17 protein-coding genes and 2 pseudogenes are annotated in these 17703 nt (G+C 63.0%); 5 read left to right on the forward strand and 14 right to left on the reverse strand.

What is annotated here, in order from left to right; translation table 11 throughout:
* Positions 1-249: 249 nt before the first annotated feature.
* From CDV49_RS10905 to CDV49_RS10970, 13 genes and pseudogenes are all read right to left on the reverse strand, one after another.
* A pseudogene (locus CDV49_RS10905) lies at positions 250-447 on the reverse strand (IS5/IS1182 family transposase); the annotation flags it as partial.
* A gap of 230 nt (positions 448-677) precedes the next feature.
* Complete coding sequence (locus CDV49_RS10910; RefSeq protein WP_248700128.1) at positions 678-1523, reverse strand: cation:proton antiporter domain-containing protein; 846 nt, start codon at positions 1521-1523, stop codon at positions 678-680.
* 49 nt (positions 1524-1572) lie between these two features.
* Complete coding sequence (gene trxC, locus CDV49_RS10915) at positions 1573-1995, reverse strand: thioredoxin TrxC (protein WP_035714786.1); 423 nt, start codon at positions 1993-1995, stop codon at positions 1573-1575.
* Positions 1996-2052: 57 nt separating this feature from the next.
* Positions 2053-2895 carry an SDH family Clp fold serine proteinase gene (locus CDV49_RS10920; protein ID WP_035714783.1) on the reverse strand — a complete coding sequence of 281 codons (843 nt, stop codon included), beginning with the start codon at positions 2893-2895 and terminating at the stop codon, positions 2053-2055.
* Positions 2886-3491: a rhomboid family intramembrane serine protease gene (locus CDV49_RS10925; protein ID WP_248700130.1), complete on the reverse strand. Its 606-nt coding sequence runs from the start codon at positions 3489-3491 to the stop codon at positions 2886-2888. The genes CDV49_RS10920 and CDV49_RS10925 overlap by 10 nt, the downstream gene beginning before the upstream one ends.
* 225 nt (positions 3492-3716) lie before the next feature.
* Complete coding sequence (locus CDV49_RS10930; protein ID WP_035714779.1) at positions 3717-4199, reverse strand: bacterioferritin; 483 nt, start codon at positions 4197-4199, stop codon at positions 3717-3719.
* A gap of 53 nt (positions 4200-4252) precedes the next feature.
* Complete coding sequence (locus tag CDV49_RS10935) at positions 4253-4834, reverse strand: NADH dehydrogenase ubiquinone Fe-S protein 4 (protein ID WP_035714777.1); 582 nt, start codon at positions 4832-4834, stop codon at positions 4253-4255.
* A gap of 1 nt (position 4835) precedes the next feature.
* Positions 4836-5456, reverse strand: a complete 621-nt coding sequence (locus tag CDV49_RS10940; RefSeq protein WP_035714820.1) for a hypothetical protein — start codon at positions 5454-5456, stop codon at positions 4836-4838.
* 209 nt (positions 5457-5665) lie between these two features.
* Entirely contained in the window at positions 5666-6313 is a 648-nt protein-coding gene (locus CDV49_RS10950) for an HdeD family acid-resistance protein (RefSeq protein WP_051911449.1), read from the reverse strand.
* Positions 6297-7481 carry a sigma-70 family RNA polymerase sigma factor gene (locus CDV49_RS10955; RefSeq protein ID WP_051911448.1) on the reverse strand — a complete coding sequence of 395 codons (1185 nt, stop codon included), beginning with the start codon at positions 7479-7481 and terminating at the stop codon, positions 6297-6299. Before CDV49_RS10955 ends, CDV49_RS10950 begins: the two co-directional genes overlap by 17 nt.
* 77 nt (positions 7482-7558) lie before the next feature.
* Positions 7559-10453: an ATP-dependent Clp protease ATP-binding subunit gene (locus tag CDV49_RS10960; protein ID WP_035714771.1), complete on the reverse strand. Its 2895-nt coding sequence runs from the start codon at positions 10451-10453 to the stop codon at positions 7559-7561.
* A gap of 64 nt (positions 10454-10517) precedes the next feature.
* Positions 10518-12350 carry an ATP-dependent zinc metalloprotease FtsH gene (gene ftsH, locus CDV49_RS10965; protein ID WP_035714769.1) on the reverse strand — a complete coding sequence of 611 codons (1833 nt, stop codon included), beginning with the start codon at positions 12348-12350 and terminating at the stop codon, positions 10518-10520.
* A 14-nt stretch (positions 12351-12364) separates the two neighbouring features.
* Entirely contained in the window at positions 12365-12796 is a 432-nt protein-coding gene (locus CDV49_RS10970) for a MarR family winged helix-turn-helix transcriptional regulator (RefSeq protein WP_035714766.1), read from the reverse strand.
* Between the two features lie 202 nt (positions 12797-12998).
* Here CDV49_RS10970 and CDV49_RS10975 point away from each other — a divergent pair, with 202 nt between their 5' ends.
* The 5 genes from CDV49_RS10975 to CDV49_RS10995 all read left to right on the forward strand — a co-directional run bounded on the left by CDV49_RS10975 (position 12999) and on the right by CDV49_RS10995 (position 15885).
* On the forward strand, positions 12999-13424 hold the full coding sequence (locus CDV49_RS10975; protein ID WP_035714763.1) for an Hsp20/alpha crystallin family protein: 426 nt from the start codon (positions 12999-13001) through the stop codon (positions 13422-13424).
* Positions 13425-13438: 14 nt separating this feature from the next.
* Entirely contained in the window at positions 13439-13837 is a 399-nt protein-coding gene (locus tag CDV49_RS10980) for an Hsp20/alpha crystallin family protein (RefSeq protein ID WP_035714761.1), read from the forward strand.
* Positions 13838-13857: 20 nt separating this feature from the next.
* Entirely contained in the window at positions 13858-14349 is a 492-nt protein-coding gene (locus CDV49_RS10985) for an Hsp20/alpha crystallin family protein (protein ID WP_028713487.1), read from the forward strand.
* Between the two features lie 115 nt (positions 14350-14464).
* Positions 14465-14944: a phosphate-starvation-inducible PsiE family protein gene (locus CDV49_RS10990; protein WP_035714756.1), complete on the forward strand. Its 480-nt coding sequence runs from the start codon at positions 14465-14467 to the stop codon at positions 14942-14944.
* Positions 14941-15885 (forward strand): zinc metalloprotease HtpX, encoded by a 945-nt coding sequence (locus tag CDV49_RS10995; protein ID WP_035714753.1) that lies wholly within the window; start codon positions 14941-14943, stop codon positions 15883-15885. The genes CDV49_RS10990 and CDV49_RS10995 overlap by 4 nt, the downstream gene beginning before the upstream one ends.
* A 551-nt stretch (positions 15886-16436) precedes the next feature.
* Here CDV49_RS10995 and CDV49_RS11005 read toward each other — a convergent pair.
* Positions 16437-17652, reverse strand: a pseudogene (locus CDV49_RS11005) (IS256 family transposase).
* Positions 17653-17703 lie beyond the last annotated feature (51 nt).

Consider the following 17703-nt stretch of genomic DNA (forward strand, 5'->3'; position numbering starts at 1 on the left):
GCGAGAGCATTAGATTTTCCTTCCTTTCGAGGAGAAAGAGAGTTCGCATGGAGCTCTGAAGCCTGCGGAAAAGCAAATGAGCGATGCGTGGCTATCAGATGCTACGAGCCCGCATGGTGTTCGCGGTAAGGCCAAGTCAACGCCGCGAGCTCGATTGTTCGTGGTGCACATCTGCTTCTCCTGATCTGTCCGCGACCGTTGCGCCAAAAGTCTCCTTGTCGTGTTCGAATGAATTCTGCAACAAGCCCGGCTGGCCCGGATCAACCGTTCCGGCGCGATCGAGGGGCGGCCAAAATCGACATAAAGGTGATCAAAATCTTCATCGAGGCTGGCCAGCGCATCGTTCACGACCTGCCGGATCTTTCGCAGCGGATGCCGAGCGGGGATGCGCTCTTCAAGATCGACATAGCTGAACAGCGACCCGTTCTTCTCGTCCGTTCCCCGCATAATTCACCTCCGACGCTGTCCTGCCGGAGGTGAATCATGCTCTGCAATCCACGTCGAGGACGGACTAAGCGATATGGCTTGAGGGGCTGCGTTCTTCTCTACTATAATAGAGGCGCTCGACGATCCTGTCTCCTCGAGCGCCTCTCGTGACCGTCAGCCAATCAATAAAAGGCCTTTAGCGGTCAGCGCAGCGACAGAAACGCCCCTTGCATCCACTTACAAACGGTCGATTATTGATGGCATATGAAATTGCAAATGGCCTGTTTTGATGCCCCTGATCGGCTAATCTCGTTCTCGACCGCATGGCGCGCGTCGCCCTCGCCGATAATCATGCCGGCCGCAAATGCGGCGAGTGCCGGAGAAAGGCCGGCGGTGGCCGCGACAATCGCGGAGCCTAGTGCTATGGTGAGCGCGAGGAGTTGGGCAAGTTCCGGATCGCCACGCGACGCTACCCAACGGGCAAGTATCTGCACCGGGCCACGGGCAATGAACAGAGCTGCAACCAATGCCGTTGCACCGGCGACGACCGTTATCACGGCATACCCTTCGGCGGCCCCGCTCATTGCATCGTGAAGAATCAGAAATGCGACGGCTGCCAAATCCTGAAACAGAAGCACTGCAATGGCGAGGCGCCCTTGGGCCGATCCTAGAGCGTTCACGCTTGCGAGCACCTTGAGGCACATGGCCGTGGACGACATGGCAACGGCCCCGCCGACAAGGATCGCGGCGACGGGCGCGAGGCCGAATGCCAGACTTCCCACGACCGCAGCGAGTATTGTCGTGATCGCGACCTGCGCGCCGCCGACACCGAAAACGTGATGCCTGAGCGTCACAAGCTTCTCGAACGAGAATTCGAGGCCGAGCGCGAACAGCAAGAGTATCACGCCAATCTCGCCGATGTTGGTGAGGGCGGTGCTTTGAGCAAGCAGGCCGAAACCGGCCGGCCCAATCAACAGACCGGTCAGGATGTATCCCACGATGCTGGGCACGCCGATCCGTGAGCACGTCGTGACGAACACGAATGCCACTCCGACCAGCAGGGCCGCACTTTCGAGAAATCCGGTCACGCTGTGCATTTGACTTATCCAAATCGCATGGCGCAGGGAAGGCCAGGAGCCAAAATCATCAGAGCCGGGATTGCGTCCATTGCGCAATCTGGGCGGCAGACATCGCGCCGCTCTGGCGCACGATTTCCTTGCCGCCTTTGAAGAGGATCATGGTGGGAATGCCGCGGATCTCGTAGCGGCCGGCGATCTGCTGTTCGGCTTCCGTATTGAGCTTGCCCAGGCGGACACGGGGTTCGAGCGAGCGCGCCGCCGCTTCGAATTGGGGCGCCATCATCTTGCATGGCCCGCACCACTCGGCCCAGAAATCGACGAGCAACGGCAGGTCGGCATTAGCGTGGCGGTCGAAATTCGCCGCCGTTAGCGTAACCGGATGGCCCTGAAAGAGGGCGCCGCCGCAGCGTCCGCAATTGGGATTGTCGCCCAGGCGCTCTTGCGGCACCCGGTTGGTGGAATTGCAGTTCGGGCAGATAACGGTCGTCATTTGGTTTCCTTTGCTGAGCAGGCCCGGTCTTCCGGGCGGTGGATGGTTCTCTCGACGTCAGTGGCCAGACAGGCCGCGGCGCGCCTCGCGTTCTCGCGGCACGGGCAGATATTCGACGCCGCTGCCCTGCCGCCGGACAGGCTGCGGGTAAAGCGTCATCAGTTCCAGGACTTCCTTGGGCATGTCCGTTCCGACGGGCAGGCCCAGCTCGCGTGCCTCATCGGCGGAGATCGGATAATCATGGGTCCAGGTGCCGGTCGCCAGTTTCGCCGCCACATCCGCCGCCCGGGCCTCATCCATTTTGTCCGAGAGAAGCCGCTTCGCGAAGGCCTCGATCTGCGCGATGGCCTTGCGACCGACATCGGCCATGATCAGCGTCTGGTCGTCGATCTCGGCGATGGGTTTTTCCTCGACGACCTTGATCAGCGAGGCGGCGGGCATCTGGCCGAGTTGCGGATCGACGGGGCCCAGCACGGAATGCTCGCACATCACGATCTCGTCGGCGGCAAGCGCGATCAAGGTGCCGCCCGACATCGCGTAATGCGGCACGAACACGGTGACCTTTCCCTTATGGCCCTGAATGGCCCGCGCGATCTGGGTTGCTGCCAGCACCAGCCCACCCGGCGTGTGCAGCACGATATCGAGCGGCACCTCGTCGTCGGTCATCTGGATCGCACGCAGGACTTCCTCGGAATCGTTGACGTCGATGTAGCGCATCAGGGGAAAGCCCAGCAGGTTCATGGTCTCCTGCCGGTGGATCAGCGAGATGACGCGGCTCGCGCGTTTCTTCTCGATCTGGGCAATCTTGCGGGTGCGCATCGCCTCCAGATATCTGCGCTGAAGCACCGGTTGCAGCGCAGAGAAGATGAAGAAGAGCCAGAAAAGCTGCGTTATGTCCATGGACCTTGTCCTCCTTGCCGTCGGCCGTCGGGCAAAAAGCCGTAGATGCCTTCGTCGCGGTAATAGTTGCGATAGCCGTCGGCGCGCCTTCGAAGGAATGGCGTGACGAGCCAACCGGCGACGAACCCGCCGATATGCGCCCACCAGGCGACGCCGCCCATGGCCTGATCGCCCAGCGACAGGATGCCGGGGATCACCTGCAGGCCGAGCCAGATCATCGCGAAGCCAAGGGCCGGGACCTCGAAGAACAGCGGCAGGGAGAGAACCGGCACCATCACCACCAGCTTCGCCGCCGGAAACATGCGCGCATAAGCGCCGATCACGCCCGCGATCGCGCCGGATGCGCCGAGCGCGGGAATTACGGAATCGGGGTTGGCCAGGGCATGCGCCAGGCTGGCCGCGATACCGCAGAACAGATAGAACAGCGTGAACCGGCCCGGCCCAAGCCGGTCCTCGACCGCGGGGCCGAAAATCCAGAGCGTCCACATGTTCAAGATGAGGTGAAGCCAGCCCCCGTGCAGGAAGATATTGGTCAGGAATGGGGTCCAGCCGGACGGGGCGATGAGGCTTAGCTGTCCGAAGAAGCGCGAAGGCACCAGCGCGAACTCGAAAAGGAACCTGTCTACCACGCGCGGCGGCAGGCTTGTCTGATAGAGAAACGCGAGGACGTTCGCAGCAATGAGCGCCCATATGATGACGGGCGGGTAACGGCGTGCGACGCTGTCAAGATAGGGAAACAGTGGCAGTCTCCGCGTTCATCGGGGTGTCTGGCGGTCGTGGCGGAGCAAGGCGCGCGCGCGCGCGCGCCTTGCCCCTCGCCGTCACGCTTTGGCCTTGGTCTCATCGAGGAAGCGCAGGCTGTAACTGGCCTCGCCCAGCCTTTCGATAAGCTCGAGCTGCAACTCCAGCCAGGCCTTGTGCCCTTCCTCGTCGAGCACGATTTCCTCGAACAGCATTCGCGATCCGATGTCGTTTTCCTCTGCCGCGGCGCGTGCCGCCTGGCTGTAGAAGGCAATCGCCTCTTCCTCGTCCTTGAGGTCGGCTTCAAACATCTCGCGCAGGGTCTTTGCCCGAACCGGCGGCTTGTCGAAAGCCACCTCGGGCTCACCCTTGAGAAACAGGATCCGCTCCAGAAAGCGGTCGGAATGGCCGCCTTCCTCGGTCTGTTCCTCGCGCATCTGCGCGGCGAGACCGACAAGGCCCCAGTCCTCCAGGACATGGGCATGAAGCTGATACTGGTGTGTGGCGCTGATCTCCATCCTGAGCGCCTTGTTCAGGTTATCGATGGTTTTGGCGTTGGACATTCCATCTCTCCTCGGTTGGGTTATGGTAAAGTATCAGCTCCGCAGGCGGGGCGTCACGTCTTGCGCCGCCCCGCCGCGACGGTCACGCCCGTCCAGGCCGGCGGATCAGAAGCGGGGAAGGATTCGAGCGAGGCTTCGAGGACCGGATCGAATTCGGCCTCTTCTTGGGACGACAGGTCCACCGTGCCTTTCTGCTCGACTGCGCGCCGGATTGGGTGGTCCGTGCGACCCCGATCCAGGCGGAACGGTATGCGAAAGGCGTTCGGGGCGTCGGCGCCGTTATAGAGGCGATGCCGCTCCTCTCCCCGCCAGGGGTTAGGCGTGGGGCGGCGCGGGGCGTCCTCACGCACGATATAGCGCCAGTCCTGCCGCTCGGCGAAGTCCACGGCGCTATCACGGTCGGGGAATTTCAGCCGGATCGGGCGATAGGGATCGTCGCTGGACGTGTATCCCATCAGCGGCTCGATCTGCGGCGGCCGGGACGGCTCGAACTCGAGGATCCAGTAGTTGGGCCGAGGCGCCGATGTCATCGCGGAACGGGCAGGACGGTAGATGATTGCCGTCGGCACGTCCCAGGATGGCAGATCGGTTCCAGGAATTTTCGGCGGGAATGGTGGGCGATTATGGCCGCGCATATCAGTTCTCCCGGGTGTCGGTAGATACGAGAAGGTGACGGTCGAGATCGCCGAGTTTTTCCATTCGCCTCGAATTCAGGCGAACGGCGCGTTCGGTGTTCTGCGAAGGAAAGGCAGCAGCGTGCAGGACGTCCGACCGCATCGCTATCGTGAGATCGGCGACGGCATTCATCACGCCCTCTCCGTCCCCGTCCGAGAGCGTGCCGTCAGCAAAACCGGACTGCAAGCTCTCCAGTACCTGCTCGAAGCTGGACACGCCCCCTGCACTCGCGACCACAGCCAGCTTGTGGCTGAGAACACGCAGTTCATCGATCAGCTTCGCATCGTGCCTTGCGGTTTCCACGATCTCTGCGACCTTCTCGATGCAGGCCATGTAAATGTCGCATTGCTGCTGGAGGATGATGACCCTTCCTTCCTTGCGAAGCTCGAGATCGGTCTGGCGATTGAGAAGCGCCGCGGTCAGAATGATCGTCACGACAGCGCCGAGGAAGATGAGTGTCATCTCCTGCGCGAAAGGCAGTATGTCTTCGGCAAGATACATCGAACGAAAAACGAAAACGATGCCGATGCCCAAGGCAGCAGCCGCAGCAGCAAATGCCAAGTCAGGCAGGCGGCTCGACATCAGCACCTCGCATTTTCGGTGTCAAGGGGGCATGCACGGCCTTGCATCGGCGCGCGCCTCTGCGTCCGGGTGCCGCAGGAAGATCGGCGTCGGACCGCTGCCGAACGGATTGAAGCCGGCGCTAAGGCAACGGTCGAAAATCGTTTCGTCCCATCGGGTGAAGTCGTTCTCGCCGCCGGCAAGGCGCCGGTCATCTGCCACAGCGCACATCACATCTGCGCCGACCGGGGCTGGCCGGCGATGGTGCCGTCATTCGGGCGATCCGCCTTGCGCAGCCGCAGCCCGAGGAGGATCATCATCACCCCGAAGATCGCGGCGTAGAAGCCGATCAGCCAGCCGAGCGCGAGGAAGCTTTCGAGCGGGCGCGTCAGCAGCATCCAGGTCACGACGACACCGAGAACGACCGAGACGAGGCCGCTCAGGATCAGCCAGATCTCGCCCTCGATTTCCTTGCGCAGGCGGATCGCTGCCGCGATCTCGAGGGCACCCGAGAACACGGACCAGAATGCGATGCTGGCCCAGAGGAATGTCGCAAGCACAAGCGTCGCGACAAAAGGCGAGACAACCACGACGACGCCCGTGGCGATGCTAAGAATGCCGCTGAACATCAGCCAGCCCCAGCGTTCGCCCTTGCGGATGTTACGTATCGCGGCGACGAGGCCGAACACGCCGTCGGCAAAGGCGAACGCGCCGAAGACCAGCGTGAGCGCCAGAAGCGCTTCCGCGGGCATGACGAAGGCTAGCACTGCGATGATCAATGCGAGCACGCCGCGTAACACGAATGCCCACCAATTCCGGGACAGGCTGCACAGCATGTCCTGCATCTTGTCGGTCGGGTTTTCAGAGGCTGTGGTCATTGGTCGATCTCCTATTCAGTTCGTGTCTGGTGTCGGAGCCGGCGTCCTCGCCGGTTAGGGCGGCGGCCACGCGGCGGCGATCCTCGATCGGCTGAGGTAGACGCTGCGTGTGAGCGATTTCCCGTTCGATGGAAGCGCGGCCTGATGGATCTCTGACCAACCCGGTTTCGGCAAGCCTCGCGCGTAGTGTCACGCCCGCATTTTCTGCGATCTCGGCGACCTCTGTCTCGGTCAGGCCGAAAAGGTCTGCCGTCTCCGCGATCGTAGCGTTGTCGAGGTGGAGCCGATAGAGAACGCGGCGTTCGACCGACGGAAGATCGGCGATTGCCCGGTGCAGCACCATGGCGATCTTATGCCGATCCGCTTGGCTCTCGGGGTCTGTGCCGCCGTCGTCGGCGAGGAGGTCCTCCAGCATCAGCACTTCGTCGGGCTGGTAGAACTCGAACATCGCCTGATCCGCCTCGGTCGGATCCTCCGCCGGGGCCTCGGGTTCCGCCTCGATGGAGGCGGCATCCTCAGGCACGGCGCGGCGGGCGGCGCGGGATTCTTCCTCGATGGTCTCAAAAGCCAGCCGTTTCAGCCAGTCGCCGACGGAAAACTCCGAAGGCCGATCCTCGAAGCGGGCCAGCCCCTTGAGGATCGTCGCATCGACGATATCGCCAACGCTCAGGTAGCCAGCCGGCACAGACCCGCTACACTCGAGATAGGTCAACTCGCGCCTGACGGTATCGTAGACCGTATCGAGATGATCCTCGATCAGGTCGAAGAAGAGTTGGCGCCGGTCCGCTTCCGCCGCATCCCGCGCGGGCGGCAGCGGGGCGCCGATCCGGCGCCGGCGGGCGGGACGCTTGTATTCAGGCTCGTGCTTGAGGCGCGCCACATGCCGATCGACCTGGTGGCGCAGGTCGGCAAAGGCCTTGCGCAGGACAGGCTCGATCTCGAATCCCTCTTCCCGCGCCGCGATCACGCCCGACGGCAGTTGCAGGCGCAGGCTGACTTTGATGCGCTTCTTGCCCCTCGTCTGCGAGGCAACGACTTCGAGCCGGACCAGATCCTCGCGAAAGCGCGCAAGGTGCGGTTCAAGTTGCCGCACTTCTTCCTCGATGACCTCAGGCGCGCGCTGTTGGCCGTGCCGGTCGAGATTGCGGAATGATCTAATGACGTTCATGCCGTGGACCTTCCTATAACTCTCCGAAGAGATGGCCCGGCGCGACCGATATCGCGCCGGGCCAGTCATTTGCGCTGTCACTCGGCGGACTTGTCGTCCTTGGACTGCACCTCATCCTCAACGCTGGGCTTTGGAACGTCCGTCTTGTTTTCGGCAACTTCGATGGACTCGCCGATCCCGGCTTGGGCCGGATCGTCCGGGCTGTCGTCACTGGTGTCCTTTACGATCTTTTCGAACACGACCCTCTGTTCGTCCTCCGACCAGGCGACGCGGACCTTGTCACCATCCTCGATCCGCCCGGAGAGCATCTCGCGGGCCAACTCGGTCTCCAGCTCCGACCGGATCAGCCGGCGCAGCTCGCGGGCGCCGAATTCGGGGCGGAAGCCGACCGCGCCGAAGTGATCCACGACGCTCACATCGAGTTCGAGTTCGACGCCCTGGGTAAGGGCGGTCCGCTTCACCCGGTTGAGCTGCAACTCGACGATCTGGCGGATCTCCGACTGATTCAGCGAATGAAAGACGATGATCTCGTCGATCCGGTTGATGAATTCGGGCCGGAAATGACCGCGCAACACCTCCATCAGTTCGGATTTCTGCTTGGCCTGGTCGAACTCCCTGCTGCCGCGTTTCGTGAGGTTGCGCTGGATGATGTCCGAACCGAGGTTCGAGGTGGCGATGATGATGGTGTTGGTGAAGTCCACCACGCGGCCCTTGCCATCTGTCAGGCGGCCATCGTCGAACACCTGAAGCAGGATGTTGTAGACATCTGGATGCGCCTTCTCGATCTCGTCGAGCAGCACCACCGAATAGGGCCGGCGGCGGACCTTTTCGGTCAGCTGGCCCCCCTCGTCATAGCCGACATATCCCGGAGGCGCGCCGACGAGCCGTGCCACCGCGTGACGCTCTCCATATTCCGACATGTCGATACGGATCATCGCGTCCTGATCGCCGAAGATCACCTCGGTGAGCGTCTTGGCCAGTTCCGTCTTGCCAACCCCGGTCGGCCCGAGGAACAGGAAGGTCGCGGTCGGACCGGAACCTTCGCGCAGACCCGCACGCGCCAGGCGCACCGCATCGGCTACGGCGCGGATCGCTTCTTCCTGGCCAATGACGCGCTCGTGCAGCTTCTCCTCGAGCTTCAGGAGCTTGTCCTTCTCCTCGGCGGTCAGCTCCGTGACCGGAACACCGGTGATCTTGGAGACGATCTGCGCGACATGATCGGCGCGCACCTCGGCGGTCGCCGAAGCTTGGTCGCGCTTCCAGATCTCCAGAAGCTCGTCAAGCTCCTTCTGCTTCTGCTCGAGTTCCTTCTTCAGTTCCGCTGCCCGGTCGAATTGCTTGCGGGCTGCGGCATAGTCCTGCTCGCGCTTGATCTGCGCGGCTTCGGCCTCCAGCTCCTGCACGTCCACGGGCCGCGCAGTGGCCGAGATCTTCACCCGCGCCGCGGCCTGGTCGATCAGGTCGATCGCCTTGTCGGGCATGAAGCGACCGGTGATATAGCGATCCGAAAGCTCCGCGGCGGCGATGATCGCCTCGTCGGTGATCGTCACCTTGTGGTGGCTTTCGAGCGTGTCGCGCAGCCCGCGCAGAATCATGATCGTCTGTGCGACAGTGGGCTCGTCCACATAAACCGGCTGGAACCGTCGCTCGAGCGCCGCGTCCTTCTCGATGTATTTCTGATACTCGTTGAGCGTCGTCGCACCGATCAGGTTCAGCTCGCCCCGCGCCAGCGCCGGCTTGAAGGTGTTGGCAATGTCGAGACCGCCTTCGCCGCCGCCCTGGCCGGCGCCGACGATGGTGTGGATCTCGTCGATGAAGAGAATGAGGCTGTCCTTCTCCTCGGTGATCTCCTTGAGGATCTTTTGCACGCGCTCCTCGAACTCGCCGCGGTACTTGGACCCTGCGACCATCGAGTTGATGTTCAGTTCAACCAGCCGCTTGTCGCGTAGGGCCTCGGGCACCTCGCCGGCCACGATCCGCTGGGCGAGCCCCTCGATGATGGCGGTCTTGCCGACGCCGGGCTCGCCGATCAGCACGGGGTTGTTCTTCTTGCGCCGCGCAAGAACCTCGATCGTCGTCTCGATCTCGCGGGCGCGACCGATCACCGGATCGAGCTTGCCCTCGCGCGCGACCTTGGTGAGGTCGCGGCTGAACTGGTCGAGATCGGGGGTGTTCGACGGAGTCTCGACGCGGCCTTCCTCGGCACCCTTGCCGACCACCTTCGTCACCTGCTGGCGCAGCGCCTGCGGCGTCAACCCCAGCTTGCGCAGCATCGCCGCGGCCAGGCCTTCACCTTCCTCGGCAAGTCCGATCAGAAGGTGCTCGGGACCGACATAGGAATGGCCGAGTTCGTTCGAGGCGATGAAGGCCCGGTTCAGCGCGTCCTTCAGGCGAGGGCTTACGCCGATTTCGCCCTCCGTCTTGGCGTCTCCACGCTTCGCTTCCTTCTCGATCTGGCGCCGCAGATCATCCACATCGACCTTGAACTGTTCCAGGATCGTCTTGACGACGTCAGACGGGGTCAATGCCAGAAGCAGATGTTCGGTGTCGACCTCGCTGCGCCCGAATTCCCCGGCCTTCTGTGCTGCATCCTGCAGCAGCTTGTTGCCCTGTTCGCTCAGCCGGTCGGCGATGGTGCGTCCGCCGCCGCGCCGCGATCCACGCCGCGGCGCGCCCTCGCCGAAAGTGGCGTCGACGACAGCGTCATCGCCATCACCCATAGAGCCGAGCGTGCCGCCTCGCAGCGGACTGTCACCAAAGAGGCTGCCGAAACCGCTCTCGCCGAAGAATTCGTCAAGAAGGGAACGCCGCCCGAACAGGGACTCCAGCGGCGAGGCGCTGCGTCCCGACCGGCGCGCTATTTCGCTGTAGTGCTGATCGCACAGCTCCATGTTCTGAACCCTGCCGTTCACCGAGGCGCGCACGCGCGCCGTCGCCGGGCGACCGCAAATATCGCAAGCTCCGTTTGCCATTCGTCTTCTCCGTTTTCATTATCCAGTCAGGGTTGTTCGCCGATCATCTGCGCCAGTGACAGTGTCACGCAGCGACCGCTTCCGTTCTTTTCACCTTGGACGCAATTGCCACCAGATCGGGCTCGTCCAGTGTCTCTCGTTGCAGGAGATCTTGCGCCGATTGCTCGAGAAGATCCAGATTGGTTTCAAGAAGGGTGAGGGTGCGCTTGAAGACGCCATCCACGATGTCGCGCACCTTTAGGTCCATTCGCTCGGCCGTGGCCTCGCTGTAGCGGCGGTTGAGCCAGGACGCCTGATCGCCGGTGCCGAGAAAGCCGGGCCGATCGGTGTCATAGCTGACATGCCCGAGGTCTTCGTCCATCCCGTAACGCGCGACCATGGCGCGGGCGATATCGGTCGCCTTGACCAGATCGTCCGCCGCCCCAGTCGAGACATGATCGTAGATGATCTTCTCTGCCGCGCGCCCGCCAAGCAGGACTGCGATCTTGTTTTCGAGTTCCTCCCGCGTCATCAGGAAGCGGTCCTCGGTCGGGCGCTGGATGGTGTAGCCGAGCGCGCCAATCCCGCGCGGTATGATCGAGACCTTGTGCACCGGGTCCACCCCCGGCAGAGCCATCGCGACCAGCGCGTGCCCCATCTCGTGGTGCGCCACGATCTCGCGTTCGCGCGGATTGAGCACGCGGTTCTTCTTTTCCAACCCGGCGATGATGCGTTCCACCGCATTGTTGAAGTCGTCCATCGTCACCGCATCAGCCTTGCGGCGCGTGGCGAGCAATGCTGCCTCGTTGACGAGATTGGCAAGATCCGCGCCGGAAAAGCCGGGAGTAAGCGCTGCGACCTTCTCGGAATCGACGTCTGGGGCGAGCTTCACCTTTTTCATGTGAACGCCGAGAATCTGCACACGTCCCTTCTTATCCGGCCGATCCACCAGCACCTGCCGGTCGAAGCGTCCCGCACGCAGCAGCGCGGGGTCGAGGATCTCTGGTCGGTTGGTGGCGGCCAGGAGCACGATGCCAACCGAAGGGTCGAAGCCGTCGAGCTCGGTCAGAAGCTGGTTCAGCGTCTGCTCACGCTCATCGTGGCCGCCAGCGATCTGGCCGGAGGAGCGCGCCCGCCCGAGAGCGTCGAGTTCGTCGATGAAGATGATCGCCGGCGCGGATTTCCGAGCCTGCTCGAAGAGGTCGCGCACCCGCGCGGCACCGACGCCCACGAACATCTCGACGAACTCGGAGCCCGAGATCGAAAAGAAGGTCACGCCGGCCTCGCCTGCCACTGCGCGCGCTAGAAGCGTCTTGCCGGTGCCCGGCGGCCCAACGAGCAATATGCCTTTGGGGATATGTGCGCCCAGCTTTCCGTATTCGGCGGGGTTCCTGAGGAACTCTACGACCTCCTCGAGCTCGGCCTTGGCCTCGTCCACACCGGCCACGTCGGCGAAGCTGACGCCGGTTTCTTTTTCCATGTAAACCTTGGCCTTGCTGCGGCCGACCTGCATGAACCCGCCGAAACCCTGTTTGTCGGCGAACTTACGGAACAGCAGCATCCAGATTCCGAAGAAGACAAGCGCTGGCGCCACCCAGGAAATCAGCGTGCCGAGAAAGGTGTTCTGAGGAACGCCCGTGATCTCGACGCCGGAGCGGTCGATCCGCTGCAGGATCGCGGGATCCACGACCGTGGTGACGAACTGGCTCTTGCCGTCGACGGGGTCGGTGAAGGTGCCGGTGATGGTGTCCGCGCCGACCGCAACGGAGGCGACCCTGCCATCCTCGAGATAGCTCTCGAACTGGCTGTAGCTGATCGGTGCGACGGATTGCCAGCCGGCGATCAGGTTCTGGATGAAAAGCACGGCTATGAAAGCCACCACCCAGTACCAGATGTTATATTCGGTCTTCCTTTCCATGCCGCTTGTCCCTTTCACTGGCGCCCGAGCCGCGCCCTGATCCGCTCGAGCAGCGCCAGCAGGATGCGCCTTTCGTCTGCCGACAAATCCTGCAGGATTTCATGTTCGAGCGCCGATTGCCGCGGCGCGAGTTCCTCCAGCATCGCCCGGGCCTTCGACGTTGCGGCGACGATCTGCGACCGCCTGTCGTCGAGCGAGGGCGACCGCTCGACCCAGCCGCCCCGGACCATGCGATCGACGAGCTGGCCCGCAGTGGCCGGGCCGACCTCAAGTCGGTCGGCCAGATCGCCGATGGTCAGCCCGGGCGCATCCTCGACATGCGCCGCCGCCATCCAGGACAGGCGGGTCAAGCCGCTGTCGCGGATGTCTTGGTCGATCCGCTGCTGGATGAGCTGCGCGACCCGGTGGATCGTCGTCCCGATCAGCGCGATGTCCGAAGAGATCATAGGTATCCTTCCTCCGGTTGCATGAGACACAGGATAGACCGCACTCCATCCGAAGTGCAATGCTCGCATCATATATGCTTGCATAATAAATGGAACCGCTTATCTTGATGAGCGGTCTCCGAACCCACATCCGGCCGGCACCGTTGCCCGGTCCCTCCATGCCGATGGTTCGGGGGCATCGATCAGCAACAGGAGGCCAGTAATGCTCTACCCGACATATCTGCGCCGCAGCGATCCCTTTGCGCTGATGCGCTCCATGATGCGCGATCTCGACCGCGGTTTCTGGCCGCCGGCCCGCGCGGCGTTCCCGGCGGTGAATGTCTGGCAAGGCCCTGAGGCCGTTGCCATCGCCGCTGAACTTCCCGGCATCGAACCGGGCGACATTGAGATTTCGGTTAAGGACAACGTCCTGACGCTTTCGGGCGAACGCAAGGTGCCAGAGGTTCCCGACGGTGCGCGCTGGCACCGCAACGAACGCGGTTTCGGCAGGTTTTCCCGCACTATCCGCCTGCCGTTCGCGGCCTCGGATGACAAGGTCGAGGCGAGGATGACAAACGGCGTATTGCGGATCGTCATCTCCCGGCCCGAGGAAGAAAAGCCGAAGAAAATCGAGATCAAGGCAGCCTGAGAAAAGCTGGAACGATGAGCACCAACATCACGCAAGCCGCCGAAAAGACGCCGACCGATTCGCCCGAGACCACCGGCAGCGGACGCATCTACCGCCCGTTGACCGATATCGTCGAGACCGATCAGGGTGTCTCCATGATGCTTGGAATGCCTGGGGTCGCCGCCGATGCGGTCGAAATCACGCTCGAAAATCGTGTGTTGACGATCCGCGGCAAGGTTGACCCGGTGCGGCCGGAAAACCTCGAACTTGCCTATGCCGAATATGGCGAGGGCGATTTCGAGCGTGCCTTCACGCTTTCCGAGGACTTCGACCTCGATAGGATCGAAGCCGAGATGCGTGGAGGTGTCCTCACCCTGACGCTCCCCCGAGCCCCTGAAGCGCAGCCGAAAAAGATCGCCGTCAGGGGCGCCTGAAAACCGAAGGAGACCATATCATGCAGATCAAAGACCTCATTCCCTGGGCGCGCAAGGACGGCGCGCCAGATGCCAAGAGCAGCGAAGACAACCCGATCGCGACACTCCAGCACGAAATGAACCATGTGTTCGAGAACTTCTGGAACCGTGTCGGTCATTTCGAATGGCCCTTTGGCAGCGGCGAAGCGAAATCCGACGTGGTCGAGACCGACAAGGCGATCGAAGTATCGATCGAGCTGCCGGGCATGGAGATGAAGGACATCGAGGTGACGGTCAACGATGACATGTTGACTGTGAAGGGGGAGAAGAAGATCGAGCGCCAGGAGGAGAAAAAGGGGTATTACCTGTCCGAGCGCAGCTACGGCGCGATCTACCGGACAATTCCGCTCCCTCCCGGTGTGGATGGCGAAAAGGCGCAGGCATCCTTCAAAAACGGGGTTCTGACGATCAAGCTGCCCCAGACTCCCGAGGCGCAGGCGAAGGTCAAGCGCATCGAGGTCAAGAACGGCTGATTTGCCACATTGGGTGTCGCCGGTTTGCGGCGTCCCCTCCGCTCCGTGCGATATCGCACCGTCTGGAGAAGCCCCGGGGAGCTTGTCTCTCCGAGGCGGCCTTCGAGAGGCAATCATGAAAGACTTGCAACGATCCGGGCTGACCCGTGAACAATGGTCGGCGATGACGCTCTACGAGAAGTTCGAGCAAGTTGTCATCTTCGTCCTCAGCGTCATCATTGCGGCGATCGTCGTGGCGTCGGTCTGGGCGCTGATGCGCGAAGTCGTGAACCGCTTGCTTCTGGGGGCATTCGACACTCTCGACTACGCCACCTTCCAGGTGGTGTTCGGCATGATCTTCACCGTGGTGATCGCGCTCGAGTTCAAGCGCTCCCTTCTTGTTGCGACCGAACGCAGCTTCGGGATCCTCCAGGTCCGCACGATCGTGCTGATCGCGCTGCTGGCCATCGCGCGCAAATTCATCATCCTGGACGTCGGCGAGACGGAATCATCCAAGATTGCCGCACTCGCGGGCGCGGCGCTTGCGCTCGGGGTTGTCCATTGGCTGGTGCGCGATCAGGACCGGCGCGAAGTCCGGGACCGTGAGGAGCCATGACAGGGGTCTCTGCCCGCCATCGCTTGCTCAATCTGGCGCAGTCGGCGCTGCTTCTGGGGCTCATGGCGGCAATCGCCTGGGTGTCGGTCACTGCGATCCTCGGGCCAGAAACGGGGGCGATGGTGGCCCTCGGCATGGTCGCGGGCCTCATCCTGGCGCCCGCTCTGCCCCGCCGCATGATCCTGTCCGGCTATCAGGCGCAGCGGCTGACAGGGCGCGATGCTCCCGGGCTCGTCGGTGCGCTGGCCGAGCTCGCCCGCCGCGCCGGTCTGCCACGCGCCCCGGCGCTCTATCGTGTGCCGAGCTCGCTGCCAAATGCCTTCGCCATGGGCACGCCCGAGGACAGCTCGATCTGCGTTACCGACGGGCTGCTCGAGCTGCTCGACGGACGTGAACTCGCCGGGGTGCTGGCCCACGAGATCGGCCACATCGCCAATCGCGACCTGTGGGTCATGGGTGTAGCCGACATGATGTCGCGCCTCGTTTCGCTGGCAAGCTGGCTCGGACAGTTGCTTCTACTCCTCAACCTGCCTCTGGTCCTGGCAGGCATGGTCCATGTGCCTTGGCATGTCGTGATTCTCCTTGTCTTCGCACCCACCCTCATGGCGCTGGTCCAACTCGGCCTTTCGCGGACGCGCGAGTACGACGCCGACCGCGCCGCCGCAGAGCTGGCCGGCGATCCGGAGGGGCTCGTGCGCGCGCTCGTCAAGCTCGATCGCCGGGTCGGTCGGTTCTGGGAGGAGATCCTTCTGCCCGGCCGCCGCATTCCGGAGCCCTCGTTGCTCAGGACGCATCCCCCGACCGAAAGCCGCATCCGCCGCCTCCGGGACCTGGTCACGGGTCGCACGACCCCGATCCCCCCCCTTGTCGGCTACCCGACCGCAAGGATACCGCTGGGAGGGACACCACCTCGGTTCCATCGCCTTGGGCTCTACTGGTAGGCCTGCAGGGAAGCTGGATCGCCCAGGAGAACGGCGACCTGTCAGAAGGCAGGTCTTCCAGAGAAGGTTGGATATCAGGCCCATCCACTCCACCAGGTGCGGAGGGCAGAGAAGCGAAAACGCATCAACCTCTCCGCGATCCATCAGTTCGCGCAGGATCAGACCCGCTTCGATGGTCTTGCCGATGCCTTCATCGTCGGCGATTAGCAGACGCGGGACCTGAAGCCGAAGGGCCATGAGCAGCGGGACCAGCTGGTAGGCCCGCGGCTCAAACGCAAGCTGTGCGGCGGATCGGAACGGACCTGCCCCTCGGCGGAGGGTCAGCCTCAACGCATCGGCAAGAAGCGCCGCCTTGAACTGAACTGTCGTGCGGGCATTGTCAGGCAGGTCGAAACGAGCGGCTTCGACAGGTGTCAGCTCGAGATCCGGAGCAAGAACGACGATATCATTTTCACTGCCCGAGAGGGGGCGCAGGGCGAACAGGCGGTCGTGTCGCGAATGTGGTGGAAATTGCCGAGCAGCGGGCTCCGAGTATGTGACATTGGCTCCAGTCAGGCCGCGAGGTCAAGGGACATCGGCACGAGAGGCTGAGAAAGGGTTTCCCAGCCATCGACCTTTCGCATCTGGATCTGCCCTGACGCCAAGAGCGCCCAGAGCAGCATCGGCACGGTCTCGGCGCAGGGCAGCACGGTCTGGGTCTTGATGCGGCGGCGGAACTCCTCGTTCAGACGCTCAATGGCGTTGGTGGTCCGTGCGGATTTCCATTGCGATGGATCGAGGCGAGTGAAGCTGAAGAGGCGATCACCGGCCTCCTCAAGGCTATCGGCCACGGCCCGGCACTTGAGCTTCCACTTGCGGAGGAAGGCCTTGCGGCGCGTCTCGATCTCGGCGGCGCTGTCGGCGTAGATCATGTCGCGGTAGTCTTCGCTCAGCTCGTCATGCAGGCGCTTTGGGGCGTGGCCGAGCAGGTTGCGGTGGCTGCCGAACCGTGCAGCGTTGAATGGCCAGATCCTCGCCCCAGAGTGCCACAAGCGCGGCTTCAAGGCCGGGGGCGCCGTCAACGATTACGAACTCGGGCCGCCTCAGGCCCCGCGCGTCCAGATCGGCGAGGAATTGGCTCCAGGCAACCGTGCTTTCGCCGCACATGTTCCTGATTGAGAGGAGCACCTTTTGTCCGTCGCGCCAAACACCGATCGCCGCCAGCCCCGAGATGTTGGTGGCCTTGCGGTCCAGCCGGGTCTTTATGACGGTGCCGTCGAGGATGAGCCGCACGATATCCTCCTCGGCCAGGTCGCGGGTGGACCACGCGTCCCAATCGAGCTTCACCTTGCGCCAGGCCCGGCTGACCACGTCCTTGCTCACCGCCCCCTCGAACAGTCCGAACAGCGCCCCCCTTGACCCGGCGCGTGTTGGTGCCGGCCAGGTAGACCGCCGCGATCAGGGCCTCGGCCTTCTTTGTCAGCCGCCTGTAGCGGGGCAGTGCCTTCGAGCGCCATTCGGTGATCTTGCCGCCCTCGTTCTCGATCCGGGCACGAGGAACCCGCACCGTCTCAGTGCCGAATGTGCCGGTCAGCTGCCGATCGCGATGCCCTTGGCCCGCTCGTTGCCGCGGCCGTAACGGAGCCGTCCAAGAAAGTCGGCCAGTTCCTCTTCGAACATGGACTCAATGGTGGCACGGACATTTGCCCGAAGGCGATCCTCGATCGGATCATACGCCCCTGCGTCGGGCAGTAGCGAAAAGGATGAGCTGTCGGTATTCTGCTTCATGGCGTGATCTCCCTGGCGGTTGCCGCCGCCGGTTGGGTGGGTGTTGGTTCA

Source organism: Haematobacter genomosp. 1 (assembly GCF_002196855.1).
GTDB lineage: Bacteria > Pseudomonadota > Alphaproteobacteria > Rhodobacterales > Rhodobacteraceae > Haematobacter.

Coding starts and splice junctions, on each gene's coding strand:
- CDV49_RS10955 (WP_051911448.1), bottom strand. CDS start 7,481: ATGAACGTCATTAGATCATTCCGCAATCTCGACCGGCACGGCCAACAG.
- CDV49_RS10930 (WP_035714779.1), bottom strand. CDS start 4,199: ATGTCCAACGCCAAAACCATCGATAACCTGAACAAGGCGCTCAGGATG.
- CDV49_RS10975 (WP_035714763.1), top strand. CDS start 12,999: ATGCTCTACCCGACATATCTGCGCCGCAGCGATCCCTTTGCGCTGATG.
- trxC (WP_035714786.1), bottom strand. CDS start 1,995: ATGACGACCGTTATCTGCCCGAACTGCAATTCCACCAACCGGGTGCCG.
- CDV49_RS10970 (WP_035714766.1), bottom strand. CDS start 12,796: ATGATCTCTTCGGACATCGCGCTGATCGGGACGACGATCCACCGGGTC.
- ftsH (WP_035714769.1), bottom strand. CDS start 12,350: ATGGAAAGGAAGACCGAATATAACATCTGGTACTGGGTGGTGGCTTTC.
- CDV49_RS10960 (WP_035714771.1), bottom strand. CDS start 10,453: ATGGCAAACGGAGCTTGCGATATTTGCGGTCGCCCGGCGACGGCGCGC.
- CDV49_RS10990 (WP_035714756.1), top strand. CDS start 14,465: ATGAAAGACTTGCAACGATCCGGGCTGACCCGTGAACAATGGTCGGCG.
- CDV49_RS10985 (WP_028713487.1), top strand. CDS start 13,858: ATGCAGATCAAAGACCTCATTCCCTGGGCGCGCAAGGACGGCGCGCCA.
- CDV49_RS10935 (WP_035714777.1), bottom strand. CDS start 4,834: ATGCGCGGCCATAATCGCCCACCATTCCCGCCGAAAATTCCTGGAACC.
- CDV49_RS10950 (WP_051911449.1), bottom strand. CDS start 6,313: ATGACCACAGCCTCTGAAAACCCGACCGACAAGATGCAGGACATGCTG.
- CDV49_RS10980 (WP_035714761.1), top strand. CDS start 13,439: ATGAGCACCAACATCACGCAAGCCGCCGAAAAGACGCCGACCGATTCG.
- CDV49_RS10940 (WP_035714820.1), bottom strand. CDS start 5,456: ATGTCGAGCCGCCTGCCTGACTTGGCATTTGCTGCTGCGGCTGCTGCC.
- CDV49_RS10910 (WP_248700128.1), bottom strand. CDS start 1,523: ATGCACAGCGTGACCGGATTTCTCGAAAGTGCGGCCCTGCTGGTCGGA.
- CDV49_RS10995 (WP_035714753.1), top strand. CDS start 14,941: ATGACAGGGGTCTCTGCCCGCCATCGCTTGCTCAATCTGGCGCAGTCG.
- CDV49_RS10920 (WP_035714783.1), bottom strand. CDS start 2,895: ATGGACATAACGCAGCTTTTCTGGCTCTTCTTCATCTTCTCTGCGCTG.